This window comes from Streptomyces sp. NBC_01197, assembly GCF_036010505.1.
GTDB lineage: Bacteria > Actinomycetota > Actinomycetes > Streptomycetales > Streptomycetaceae > Streptomyces.
Genome location: NZ_CP108569.1, coordinates 2917548 through 2930381, shown reverse-complemented (window position 1 = coordinate 2930381; position 12834 = coordinate 2917548). Strand labels below are relative to the sequence as shown.

The following is a 12834-nucleotide window of genomic DNA, read 5'->3' as shown; positions in this document are numbered from 1 at the left end:
GCGGGCTCGGGTCTGCGGGCTCGGGCCGCCGGTCAGGCCGAGTGCGTCAGGTCCGACGGAAGCACGGGATCCGCGAACTCCTGCCCCGACGCGTAGCGTTCGAGTTCGTCCAGAGCCTGGTCCGCCATCCGGTGCAGCTCGCCGCCGAGCGACCCCGCGACATGCGGGGTCAGCAGGACGTTCGGCAGGTCGTAGAGCGGTGAATCCGCGTACGGGGTCTCTGGATCCGTCACATCGAGCACCGCGTGCAGCCGCCCGCTCGCCAGTTCCGGAACTAGCGCCTCCTCGTCGATCAGCGAGCCGCGGGCCGTGTTGATCAGCGTCGTACCGTCCCGCATCGCGGCCAGCTGACGGACTCCGATCATGTGCCGGGTAGCGGGAAGCTGCGGGGCGTGCACACTGACGACGTCGCTGCGGGCACACAGTTCGTCCAGCGGCACCGGCTCCACACCGAGCGCGGCGGCTTCTGCCGCATCGACGTACGGGTCGTACAGCAGGACCCGCAGATCGAAGGGGCGCAGCAGTTCGATCACCCGTCGGCCGATCCGGGAGGCGCCGATGATGCCGACGGTGCGCCGGTAGTTGCCGGCGCCGTCCAGTTCGTCCCGCCAGTCGTGGTCGCCGCGCATCGCGCGGTACCGGTAAGCGGACTGCAGGACACGCTTGTTGGCGAGCAGGATCGCGGCGAGGGTGTACTCGGCCACGGGCAGCGCATTGGCCGCGGCGGCCGAAGCGACGGTGATGCCGCGCTCCCAGCATGCCTCGGTGATGTGGTGTTTGACTGACCCGGCCGCGTGGACGACGGCGCGCAACCGGGGTGCGGAGTCCAGGATCCGGCGGGTGAGCGGGGTCGCGCCCCAGCAGGTGAAGAGGACTTCGGCCTCGGCGAGAGCCGCGGCGACCTCGGCCGTGGGTCTCGCCAGATCGTGAGCGACGAGTCGGCTGTCCGTACGCGCCAGGGTGGTGAGCCGGACGTGATGACGCTCGGCGAAAAGGCGCTCCACGATGCCCGGAGCCATCGCAAGCAGGACGCCCGGCCGATTGTCAGTGGCGTGGTGCATGGTGGTCCCAGTGCTCCTTCTCAGTTGCTCCGGGCGCAGCCCGGTAGGAGTCGGCCCGGTCTGTGTCGGCCCGGTCTGTGTCGGCTTGGGCGGAGTCGGCTTGGCCGGCGACGGCCTCGTCGGAGTCGGCCCGGACGATCCACCCAGTACTGGAATGGACAGGGCTGGTCCAGCCAGGACTGGTCCGGTCCGGACTGCGATGGTCGGTGGCCGCTCGGCGGTGGTCATTTGACGCTTCCCGCGGTCAGGCCGGCCTTCCAGTGCCGCTGGAGGGAGACGAAGGCGACGATCAGGGGGATGACGGCGAGGAGGGAGCCGATGACCACGAGCGGATAGAAGCTCGGCTCGCCATGGGTGTTGGTGTTCCACGAGTACAGGCCGAGGCTCAAGGGGAAGAGATCACGGTCCGAGAGCATGACCAGGGGGAGGAAGAAGTTGTTCCAGATCGCCGTGAACTGGAAAAGAAAGATCGTCACGAACCCCGGCATCATCATGGGCATACCGATGGACCAGAAGGTCCGCAGCTCACCGGCCCCGTCGATGCGGGCTGCCTCCAGCGCCTCATTCGGTATGTAGCCGGCGCTGAAGACCCGGGCGAGGTAGACGCCGAAGGGGTTCACCAGGACCGGGATCAGCACCGACCAGTAGGTGTTGACGATGCCGATCTTGCTGGCCAGCAGGTACATCGGCAGCGCGAGTGCGGTGGTGGGGACCAGTACGCCGAGCAGGACGAGCCCGAAGAGTTTCTCCTTGCCCCGGAACTCGTACTTGTCGAAGGCGTATCCGGCGGCGACGCAGATCAGTGAGCAGAGGACGGCGCCCACACCCGCGTACAGCAGGCTGTTCCCGTACCAGCGGAAGTAGACGCCGCCACCGTAGGAGGCCAGGTCGGAGAGGTTCTGCCCGAGGTTGAAGCCCTTGAACGAGAAGGCGTTGCCGGAGAGCAGCCCGCCGGTGTCCTTGGTGGAGGCGGTGACCAGCCAGATGAGCGGGAAGAGCATGTAGACGACGGCGAGGATCAGCGCGCCGTTGACCGCGGTTTTCGAGAGCCAGCGGTTCTTGGCTGCCGGGCGGGGGCTCATGCGTTCTTCCCCTTGCGGCCGGTGAAGCGGGTGACGAGGAACGAGAGCAGTGCGGCGGTGAGAGCCAGGAGGACGGAGGCGGACGCCGCGAGCCCGTAGTCGTTGCGGGAGAAAGCTGCGGTGTACGCGTACATGTTCGGTGTCCAGGTGGAGGAGACGGCGGACCCGGCGCCGCTGTTGAGGATCAGCGGCTCGGTGAACAGCTGGAGCGAACCGATGATGGTGAACAGCGCGACCATCACGACAGAGGCGCGGATCAGCGGGAGTTTGATGCTGAGGGCGGTGCGCCAGCCGCCGGCGCCGTCCGCCGTGGCCGCTTCGAGAACCGAGCGATCAATGGCCTGCAGGGCGGCGTAGAAGATCACCATGTTGTAGCCGAGCCACTCCCACAGTGCGATGTTGACGACGGAGGGGAGAGCACCCGACGAGGAGAAGAAGTTGAAGCCGATGCCACCCGAGTGCATCGCGGAGACCACCGGGCTCAGTCCGGGTGTGTAGAGGTAGACCCAGATCAGCGCCGCGATGATGCCGGGAACGGCGTGCGGCAGGAAGAGCGCGAGCTGGAAGAAGCGCTTGGCGCGGGCCAGCGCGGAGTCCAGGAGCAGTGCGAGTGCGAGGGCGCCGCAGACCATCAGGGGGATGTAGATGACGCAGTATCCGAGCAGTACACCGAAGCCCTCGCGGAAGGCCCGGTCACCCAGCGCCGCCGCGTAGTTGTCGAGACCCGAGAACACGGACTCGGAGCCGCCGAACCCAAGTCCCGACTGCTTCTCGGTGAAGAGGCTGAGCCAGACCGCGTATCCGATCGGCACCAGCATCACAGCGGTGAACAGGACGTAGAACGGGGTCAGCAGGATTGCGGCGGCGCGGGTGCGGGCCTTCATACCGTCAGCCCTCGACCTTCAGTCCGCGCTTCTTCAGTTCCTGAATGGTCGCATCATGGCCGGCCTTGACCGAGCCGCTGATCGTGGAGCCACCGCCGGCGACCTTGCCGAACTGGTCCTTGATCGCGGTGTTCGTGGTGCCGGTCGCCGGACCCCAGGTCCAGCCCTGCTTGATCGAGGCTGCTGCGGTGCCGAACAGCTGGTAGATGTCCTGGCCGCCGTAGTACGAGGCATCGAAGGCCTTCTTTGCGGCGGGCAGCAGTTCGGTCGCGGCCGGGTAGGCGCTGGAAGTGCCCGAAGAGATACGGGCCTTGATGCCGTCCTGCGTGGTCGACATCCACTTGGCGAACTCGACTGCCGCGTCGGCGTGCTTGCTGTCCTTGGTCACGGCCCAGGTGGAGCCACCGAGCATGCCGCTGGCGGCCTGTCCGTCCCAGGTCGGCATCGGGGCGATGGCCCACTTGCCCTTCTGCTCGGGCAGCGTGGACTTCAGGACTCCGGCACCCCAGGCGGCGCCGAGGTACCCGATGGTGCCGCCGCTCTTGAGGGAGTTGGTCCACTCCGGGCTGAAGGAGGCCTGCGAGCGGATCAGGTCGTCTTTGATCAGCCCCTGCCAGTAGTCGGCGACCTTGTTGGTGGCGGCGTCCGTGGTGTTGACCTTCCAGGTGTCCCCGTCCGCCTTGAACCACTGGGCGCCGGCCTGCCAGGCCATCGCCTCGAAGGTGGTCGGGTCGTCAGGGAAGAAGGTGCCGATCCGGGCCTTCTTGTCGGCCTTCTTGATCTTCTCCGCGGCCTTGCGGAAGTCGTCCCAGGTCTTGGGTACCGCGATTCCGTACTTGCTGAACAGGTCCTTGCGGTAGTAAAAGGCCTGCGGCGACGCGTCGAACGGGACGGCCCAGTTCTTGCCGCCCAGCGTGGTCTGGTCGACGGCCTGCGGCAGGAACTTCTTCTTGACGTCGTCGGTCATGTACTTGCTGATGTCCTGGAGCGCGCCCTGGCTGACGTACTCCGGCAGCTGGGGGTACTCGATGGAGACCAGGTCGGGGGCGTTGCCCGCCTTGACCGCGTTGGAGATCTTGGCGTAGCCGCCGGCGTTGCCGGACGGGATCTCCTCGTACTTCACGTGGATGTTCTTGTGCGAGGCGTTGAACGCGTCCACGGTCTCCTTGGAGCCCTTGGCCCAGCCCCAGAACGTGATGGCCACGGGCTTGCCGTCCGTGCTCTTCGCGGAGTCGTCGCCGCTGCTGCCGCAGGCCGTGAGGACGGCCAGTGCAGTGGCGGCGCCGGCTATGGAAATGGTCGTTCTGCTCCAACTGCGGCTCACAGTGAGACTCCTGAGCTAGCGGCGACATTGACGTTGGCCGTGATCCTTGGCCCCGCAATGACCGAAGTCAAGAGCGAAAGATTGAATGATCGAAAAAAGATCAGAGTGTTATCGAAATCCGGACGGGCTGGAACCCGTGGAAGGCCGGTGGAATCCCTCTGGGTCGCGGTGAATCCTGTGCCTGGTTCCCCCGTGTCCGTGCCCGTGTCCGTGCCCGGGTCCGTGCCCGCGCTCCGCCGCTCGCTGGGCCCCCTCCGCCTACCGGGGTGCGGCGGCCCCGCAGGAAATCCGTACGTGCAGCCTGGGCAGCAGCGCCATGTGCTGGCCCGGCTCCTCCTGCTCCTGACGTTCCGGTGTCCGGCTGCGCGGTCCCGTGCTCAGCCGCTCGACCAGCATCCGGGTCCCGTACAGCCCGACCTGGCGCTTCGGCGGAGCCACCGCGGTGAGCGGAGTGTCCGCGAGTGCGGCCACCTCGTCGTCGTAGGCGACCAGGGCCAGATCCTCCGGCACACGTACGCCCAGCTCGGCCAAGCGCTGCACCAGATGGATGGCATCCACGTCGTTGTGGACCAGGGCCGCCGTCACGTCCCCGGTGGCCACCGCGGCCTGCACGGTCCGTACGGCGTCCTCGAAGCGGCTCCGGTCGAGTTCGGCCGGCACTGAATCGATCACGGGGTGCGGCTGCTCCAGGCCCAGCGCACTCAGTGCCTCGTCGTAGCCGGTCCGTACCGCGAGCGCGGTCGGGCTGTCCGTGCGCGCGACCAGCAACGGTGCGCCGTGGCCGAGGCGGATCAGATGGCGCACGGCCAGCAGCACCCCGTGCCCGTGGTCGGAACAGACCCGGTCCATGTCGTCGAGGGGACTGCCCAGGGCAGGCTGCCGTTCCAGGAGCACGGCAGGCACGGGCAGCCCGGACATCCAGTCGCCGTACGCCGCTTGGTCGCCCGCGGCCTGCCAGCCCGGCGCGATCAGCAGTCCCTCGGCACCCGCCGCAAGCAGACCCTGGGCGCGGGCCTTGTCCTCCTTGGGGCGGTAGTCGGAGATCCGCAGGATCAGCCGTGCGCCGGCCTGTGCGGCCGCGTCGTGGGCGCCTCTGATCACTTCGGCGAAGTAGTACGTCGCCGAGGGGACCAGCAGCCCGAGAACCAGGCCGCTGCCTCCGGGCGGTGCCGCCGTGCCGACTGCGGCTGCCGCGGACTGCGGCCAGGAGACCGAGCCGTGCACCCGGTCGAGCAGGCCGCGTTCCGCCAGTGTCTCGACGTCCCGCCGGACTGTGACCGGGGAGACGCCGAGCTGCGCCGCGAGATCGGAGACGCGGGCCGATCCCTGCTCCCGTACGAACTCGAGCAGTCGGTCATGGCGTTCGTCGGCACTCTCGCGCACGGCGGCGGTCCCCCTCGCGGTCTGGTGGATGGCTGTGTGGTGGTTGGTGATGTGGTCGCTGGTGGTGTGCTGGGTGGCGGTGTGTCGGGAGGCGGTGTGTCGGGAGGCGATGCGGCGACTGGCTGGGGAAGTTCGAATGCCACGGCCAGACCCTAGTGCAATTTGATCGAACGATGGGAGTTTCGATCATTCGTCACTCATGCATTGACGTTCGATCATTCGTGGGTTCAAGATGCCGGGCGACGACGAAGTCCGCCCCCAGGGAGCATCATGCTGAGCCCGAACCTGTCGAGCCAGCCCAGCCCGCACGGCCAGCCCAGCCCACACGCTCAGCCCGGTGCACCCGGCCGGGCCACCCCGTCCGCTCAGCTCGTCCCGTCCGGTGGGGACTCTGTCCCGTCCGGCGGGACCCTCCCGTCCGGTCGGCCTGCCTCGCTCGGCCGGTCTGTCCCGCTCGGCCGGCCTGTCCCCTCCTCCGGCCGGTCTGACCCGTCCGTTGGGCTCAGCCCGTACACCGGTTGGACCCGTGCACAGTGGGAGGGTGCGGCCGATGAGTTGCTGCTGGCCGTGCGGCCCTACGCCTCGCCCCGTCATGGTCTGATCAATCTCCCCGGCCACCGGCCCAGTTGGTCGGGCCCGCGCTCCGACGGCCTTGAAGGGTACGCCCGCACCTGGCTCCTTGCCGCCTTCCGGGTCGCCGGTGCGGAGGGTGATGATCCGCACGGCTTCCTCCCGCGTTACGCCGAGGGCCTTGCGGCGGGCACATCGCCCAGCCCGGAGGGGGCAGGTCCCGCTGATGCGGACCGCTGGCCCCGGATGGCAGACACCCCGCAGGCCGTCGTGGAATCCGCCTCCGTCGCGATCGGTCTGCGCCTCACGCGGCCCTGGCTCTGGGACACCCTCGACGGCCGCACACAGCAGCAGGCCGTCGACTGGCTACTGCCCGCGCTCGGCCCATCGCCGGTGAACAACAACTGGTGGCTCTTCGGCCTCACTGTCGCAGGTTTCCTGCAGGATGCCGGAATCGAGACCGACCGGGCGCGGCAGACGATCGACCGGGCACTGGAACGCATCGAGGAGTGGTGGCTCGGCGACGGCTGGTACAGCGACGGCCCCAACCGTTCCTTCGACCACTACAACGCCTGGGCGATGCACTTCTACCCGGTCCTGCACGCCCATCTGAGCCGGGATGAGGAACTGCTCGCCCGGTACGGGCCCCGGCTGCGCGTCCACCTCGACGGGTATACGCGGATGTTCGGCGCGGACGGCGCACCGATGCCGTACGGCCGCTCGCTCAGCTACCGTTTCGCCGCAGCGGCAGCCCCATGGCTCGGCGCCATGACCGGTCACACCCCGCTGACGTTCGGGGCCACCCGTCGCCTGGCCTCCGGAACCCTGCGGTACTTCCTGGACCGGGACGGGGATCCGCAACCGAGCCCGGCCCCCGCGCCTCCGGTGGAGCCAGTAGCCCCGGCGGACCCAGTAGCCCCGGCGGGCCCGGTAGCCCCGGCGGGCCCGGTCATCCCCAGCCGTTTGGCGAGCCGCCGCGCGATCGACGAACGCGGGCTGCTCACTCTGGGCTGGCACGGTCCGTACGAACCGATCATCCAGCCGTACTCGGGCCCGGCATCGCCGTACTGGGCGTCCAAGGGGTTCCTCGGGCTGCTGATGCCGGCCGGTCACCCGGTCTGGACGGCGACGGAGGAGCCGCTGCCCGCCGAGACGGCAGACGCCGTGACCGTGCTGGGTCCGCCCGCCATGCTGATCCAGTCCACCGCGGCGGACGGGCTCGTACGTCTCCACAACCACGGCAGTAACCACGTCGGCGAGGACGACGACCCGGGGTATTCCCGTTACGCGTACTCCACCCGTACGGGATTCACGAGCGCGGTCAGGACCGGCACGACTCCTAGCCGTCCTGCTGGTTCCGCAAGCTCGCCCAGCCCTGCCCCCACCCCCGCGGTCCCCACCGCTGCCACCGTTCCCAACGCCCCGGCCGACCCCCATGTCTCACCGCGCGACAACCACTTCGCACTGGTCATCGACGGTGAACCCACCCCTCGTGGCCCGGCCACGCCCCTCGCCTCCGGGCCCAGTTGGGTGGCGTCCGTGACCGCACCGCTCCCCGGTGTACGAATCGTCTCCACGACTGTGGTCCACGGTCGTGCAGAGCTCCGTGCGCATCTGGTCGTCGGAGCGGACGTGGGCACCCCCGTACGCCAGACCGGCTGGGCCGTCGCCACGGAGGTCACATCCAGCGCTGCCGCCGCAGCCAAGGCCACCATCACGACCACCGCCACGATCGCCACCACCGGAACAGGGGCCACGACCGCTACACCGGACCAGGCGGCCACCCGACAGACCACGCTCACCCCGCCCACCCCATCCGAACCGACCGCCGGCCACGAACCTGCCCGCCTGCCTGCGCACCAGACCGCCCCCGCGCCTGCCCACCTGACCGCCCAACTCCACCCCGTCCACGGCTACGCAGGGGCAACACGCCAACTCGCCGCAGGGTCAACCCTGTTCGGTCCGAGCTCGCAGATTCTCGCGCTCGACGGCGTCACCACGGCCCCCGAGTCACTCTTCGTCACGCTCGCCTCGCTTACCGCCGAGCGGGACCCCGCCCCCGTCGCAACCCTGGCGGACATTCATGTCAGCGATTTCCGCACGATCCACGTGACCTGGCAGGACGGCACCACCGACATTCTGCAACTCCCGGAACCGTCGCAACTCCCGGAACCTTCGAAACCCCCGCAACTCCGACAGCTCCCGGAACTCCCGCAGTCCCCGCAACCACCGGAGGAACGATGAGACTTCGCCCTGCGCCCACCCCCCTGACCTCCGCGTCCCTCACCGCACTCGCGGCGACGAGGCCGGCTGTCACGAGGCTGGCTGTGACAGGACTTGCAGTGTCCGGTCTGGCAGTGTCCGGTCTGGCAGTCACCGGTCTGGCCACCTCCGCCCAGGCGGCTCCCCACCCCGGAACCACCTTCCACGTCGACTGCGCCGCCGCACCCGCCGCACCCGCCAGGGGCGACGGCTCGGCGCGCCACCCCTGGACCACCCTCGCTCAGGCCAACACCCACACCTACGGCCCCGGCGACCGTCTCCTCTTCAAACGAGGTACGACGTGCACAGGTTCCCTCGCCCCGAAGGGAGCCGGATCGTCCAGCGCGCCCTTCACCATCGCCGACTACGGCCCGGGCAACGGCCGCGCCGCGATCAACGGTGCGGGCGCGCACGACGCCGTACTGCTCTCCAACACGCAGTACGTCCACCTGTCCCGACTGGAGATCACCAACGCCGCCGCCCCCGGCAGCGAGCGCAACGCCGTCCGGCTCCGCCTCACCGACTTCGGCACTGCCCACGGCTTCGAGATCGACCACCTCTACATTCACGACGTACGCGGCGGCGACGCCAAGACCCTTACCGGTTCCAGCGCCATCCACATAGGCGTCGAAGGCACGACGAAGGCCAGCAGTTACGACGGCCTGGACATCCACCACAACCGCATCGAGAACGTCGACCGCGAGGGCATCTACTTCAAGTCGACGTTCTCCAAGCGCGATCTGGTCGGCCGGCAACAGGACCCGAATGTCTACCCCGGCGCCTGGACCCCGTCCACCGGCGTCCGTGTCCACGACAACAGCCTGAAGTCCATCGGCGGCGACGGGATGAAGCTGGACACCACCAGCGGCGCGGTCGTGGAGCGCAACCGGGTCGACGGATTCCAGCTGCGTTCGCCCTCCGCCAACGCCGGTATCTGGACGTTCAACACCGACAACACCCTGATCCAGCACAACGAGGTCTCGGGCGGCGGGAACAGTCACGACGGCATGTCCTTCGACGCGGACGGTGCCTCCAGCCACACGGTCTTCCAGTACAACTACAGCCACGACAACAAGGGCGGCTTCCTGCTGGTCTGCCCGTACAGCGGGGCGAAGACGATCGACACGGTCGCCCGTTACAACGTCAGCCACAACGACGGCACCCGACTGCTCCAGAACTGCGCCGGCCCCATCCTCAACACCCAGATCTACAACAACTCCTTCTCCAACAAGGAGACGATCCCCGGGTATCTGGTCCAGGACGACAACAGCAGCCCTGCCACCACCCAGCACGAACAACACATCCGCAACAACATCTTCGTGAGTGGAGGGACCGGCGGCTACGGCTTCTCCAACCCGACGGCCGGCCTGGCGCTCGACCACAACGCGTTCTACGGGATCGACATGACCCGCCCCAACCCCGGAGGCATCACCACCGACCCGCTGCTGCGCGGCGACTTCCGCCTCTCCGAGGGCTCACCCGCCATCGGCGCGGGAACGGCCATCCCTGACAACGGTGGCAAGGACTACTTCGGCAACAAGCTGAAGCCGGGCGCACCCAACATCGGTGCCTACGCAGGGCCGGCCATCACCCCCTGACCAGGGCCTCTGCGACTTTCCGGAGACCCCTGCCGCCACCGCTACCGCCGCCGCTGCCGAAGGCCGTGGCTGCCGACCGTCACTGAGGACCGTACTTGCGGCCTGTCTTGGAGGTGATACCTCCGAGCAGGCCGCGCGGCGCCAGCTTCGCGGCGCCCATCAGCGCCTTGTACCGGGGGTCGGGAATCGACAGCGACTTCCCGCGCGAGAGATCGGCGAGCGCCGCCGTCACCAGCTTGTCGGCGTCCAGCCACATCCACCCGGGGATGTTGTCCGTCCCCATGCCCGCCCGCTCGTGGAACTCCGTACGCACGAAGCCGGGGCACAGCGCCATCAGCCGCACCCCCGAGCCGTTCAGGTCCCTGGCAGCGCCCTGGGTGAACTGCACGACCCAGGCCTTCGAAGCGCCGTACGTCCCGCGCGGCAGGAAGGCCGCCACCGACGCCACGTTGACGACGCCACCGCGGCCCCGCGCCCGCATCCCCGGCACCGCGGCGGAGGTCAGCCGCAGGACGGCCTCGCAGTGCACTTTGAGCATGGTCAGTTCCTCGGCCATCGGAACGTCGAGGAACTGACCCTTGTTTCCGAACCCGGCGTTGTTGACCAGCAGGTCGATCGCGTTCCGGGAGTCCGTGAGGCGCTTCTCTACGAGGGCGATGCCGTCCTCGGTGCCGAGGTCAGCGGTCAGCACCTCGGCTTCGATGCCGTGCCGGTCGTGCAGTTCGGTCGCCTGCTCCTGCAACCGCTCGGTATTGCGTGCCACCAGAACGAGGTTGTGCCCGTCCGTGGCCAGTCGCCGCGCGAAGGCGGCTCCGATTCCCGCTGTCGCGCCCGTGATCAGTGCTGTCGTCATGGGCGGAACGTTAGTGCCCCGGTCGGCACCTGCGGCGACCGGCGATCCGGCCGCCCCGTGCCCGTCACGTCAGTCCGAACTCCCGTGCTTGTCCGTATAGTCACGCGCCACGCCCAGCAGCCCCGACTCCATCCACTCCGCCGCCACCAGCGTCCGGGGCAGCAGTTCACGCTCGATCGTCGCCGCGCGAAAGAGCAGCGCCACCGTGATGTCGTGCTCCGGGCGGCGTACGACCTCGACGGGATCGCCCGCACGGAAAGCACCCGGCTGGATCACCCGCAGCAGCGCTCCGGGGGCGCCGGCCAGAGTGAAGCGCTTGACCCAACCCGGCTCGCCCACGTGTCCCTGGAATGTGCGGCAGGGAATGCGGCCGCCGGTGACCTCGAGTACGACATCGGGCCCGACGCGCCACCGTTCACCGATGAGTGCGCCGCTCACATCGACTCCGCTGGTGGTGAGGTTCTCGGCGAACGAGCCGTCGGGGAGCGGGCGTCCCAGCTCCTGCTCCCAGGCGTCCAGGTCCTCGCGCGCGAAGGCGTACACCGCACGGTCGTCGCCGCCGTGGAAGCGCAGGTCGCAGACCGAGTCACCCTCGACCCCACTGGCGCCCACGCCCTTGGGGCCCGGCTGGAAAACCCGTATGGGCCCGTCGACCGGCCGCTTGTCGACACCGGTCCGGCCGCCCTCGGCGTCCGTATACGCGGCGGTTTTGGCGCGCCCCACATTCACTGACAGAAGTCTCATGGAGAGAGGCTAGAGCCTTGCTGACACAGCGTCTCTGTCCGGGACGGCGTCCGGTGCTCTGTCCCGAGCTCTGCCGGGCACCATCGCCGCGTCGCCCATCCGCCGTCATAGCCAGTACGCGATAATCCGCGCCCGCCCCAAGTATCGCTTATGCTCGCATCATGATTGAGGCCCGTCATCTCCGCGTCCTGCGAGCCGTCGCCGCCACCGGATCCTTCTCCGCCGCCGCCCGGGAGCTTGGCTGCACCCAGCCCGCGGTCAGCCAGCAGATGAAGGCCCTTGAGACGTCATCGGGCACGACGCTGCTGATCCGTACGGGCCGCGAGATGCGCCTCACGCAGGCGGGGGAGGCCCTGGTCCGCCACGCGGGCGGGATCCTCGCCGGGCTCACGGCCGCCGAGGAGGAGGTCGCCGCCATCGCCGGGCTGCGCGCGGGCCGGGTGCGGCTCGTGTCGTTCCCCAGCGGCAGTTCGACGCTGGTGCCCACCGCCCTGGCCGCACTGCGGGCCGCCCACCCCGGTACCCGGGTGTCCCTGGTCGAGGGCGAGCCGCCGCGCTCCGTCGAGATGGTGCGCGACGGGGACTGCGATGTGGCGCTCGCCTTCCGCTACGGACCCGCCACGGACGAGTGGGACGACCTGGTCGTACGGCCGCTGCTCACCGACCGCATGATCGGACTGGTGCCGGACGGGCACCGGCTGGCCGGCGCGGATGCCATCGGCGTGGGTGACCTGGCAGGCGAATCCTGGATCGCGGGCTGCCCGCGCTGCCGCCGTCAGCTGGTCGAGGTCTGCGAGAGCGCGGGCTTCACCCCCCGGATCGACTTCGCTACGGATGACTACCCGGCGGTCATCGGCCTGGTCGGCGCGGGTCTCGGGGTCGCTGTGCTGCCGGAGCTGGCGATCGAGTCCGTACGGTCCATGGGGGCCAGGACGGTATCGGTGGAACCGGCGGTCCAGCGCGAGATCGTCGCCCTCACCCTTCCGGATCTGGCCCAGGTCCCCGCCGTCGCGGCGACTCTGGACAGGCTCGCTCGGGCCGCCGCGCGCTGATCGCTGAATCGCGGCCTGTGC

At 69.0% G+C, this 12834-nt stretch carries 9 protein-coding genes and 1 pseudogene; 3 read left to right on the top strand and 7 right to left on the bottom strand.

The window, feature by feature from the left end; genetic code table 11:
• Positions 1–32: 32 nt before the first annotated feature.
• From OG452_RS13155 to OG452_RS13135, 5 genes are all read right to left on the bottom strand, one after another.
• Complete coding sequence (locus OG452_RS13155) at positions 33–1061, bottom strand: hydroxyacid dehydrogenase (protein WP_327295823.1); 1029 nt, start codon at positions 1059–1061, stop codon at positions 33–35.
• A gap of 224 nt (positions 1062–1285) precedes the next feature.
• The gene (locus tag OG452_RS13150) at positions 1286–2143 is read right to left on the bottom strand and encodes a carbohydrate ABC transporter permease (RefSeq protein WP_327295822.1); all 858 of its coding nucleotides are present in this window, start codon (positions 2141–2143) and stop codon (positions 1286–1288) included.
• Complete coding sequence (locus OG452_RS13145; protein WP_327295821.1) at positions 2140–3027, bottom strand: carbohydrate ABC transporter permease; 888 nt, start codon at positions 3025–3027, stop codon at positions 2140–2142. Before OG452_RS13145 ends, OG452_RS13150 begins: the two co-directional genes overlap by 4 nt.
• Before the next feature lie 4 nt (positions 3028–3031).
• Positions 3032–4351 carry an ABC transporter substrate-binding protein gene (locus OG452_RS13140; RefSeq protein WP_327295820.1) on the bottom strand — a complete coding sequence of 440 codons (1320 nt, stop codon included), beginning with the start codon at positions 4349–4351 and terminating at the stop codon, positions 3032–3034.
• Positions 4352–4609: 258 nt separating this feature from the next.
• The gene (locus OG452_RS13135; protein ID WP_327295819.1) at positions 4610–5734 is read right to left on the bottom strand and encodes a substrate-binding domain-containing protein; all 1125 of its coding nucleotides are present in this window, start codon (positions 5732–5734) and stop codon (positions 4610–4612) included.
• Between the two features lie 504 nt (positions 5735–6238).
• On the opposite strand from OG452_RS13135, the pseudogene OG452_RS13130 reads away from it, so the two are divergent.
• Together OG452_RS13130 and OG452_RS13125 are read left to right on the top strand one after the other, a co-directional pair.
• Positions 6239–7969, top strand: a pseudogene (locus OG452_RS13130) (DUF2264 domain-containing protein); the annotation flags it as partial.
• Positions 7970–8661: 692 nt separating this feature from the next.
• The gene (locus tag OG452_RS13125; RefSeq protein ID WP_327295817.1) at positions 8662–10164 is read left to right on the top strand and encodes a right-handed parallel beta-helix repeat-containing protein; all 1503 of its coding nucleotides are present in this window, start codon (positions 8662–8664) and stop codon (positions 10162–10164) included.
• Between the two features lie 79 nt (positions 10165–10243).
• Here the strand turns inward: OG452_RS13125 and OG452_RS13120 are convergent, their stop codons facing one another.
• Both OG452_RS13120 and OG452_RS13115 read right to left on the bottom strand, forming a co-directional pair.
• Entirely contained in the window at positions 10244–11017 is a 774-nt protein-coding gene (locus tag OG452_RS13120) for an SDR family NAD(P)-dependent oxidoreductase (protein WP_327295816.1), read from the bottom strand.
• A 69-nt stretch (positions 11018–11086) separates the two neighbouring features.
• Entirely contained in the window at positions 11087–11761 is a 675-nt protein-coding gene (locus OG452_RS13115) for an MOSC domain-containing protein (protein ID WP_327295815.1), read from the bottom strand.
• A 161-nt stretch (positions 11762–11922) separates the two neighbouring features.
• Here OG452_RS13115 and OG452_RS13110 point away from each other — a divergent pair, with 161 nt between their 5' ends.
• Entirely contained in the window at positions 11923–12813 is an 891-nt protein-coding gene (locus OG452_RS13110; protein ID WP_327295814.1) for a LysR family transcriptional regulator, read from the top strand.
• Positions 12814–12834 lie beyond the last annotated feature (21 nt).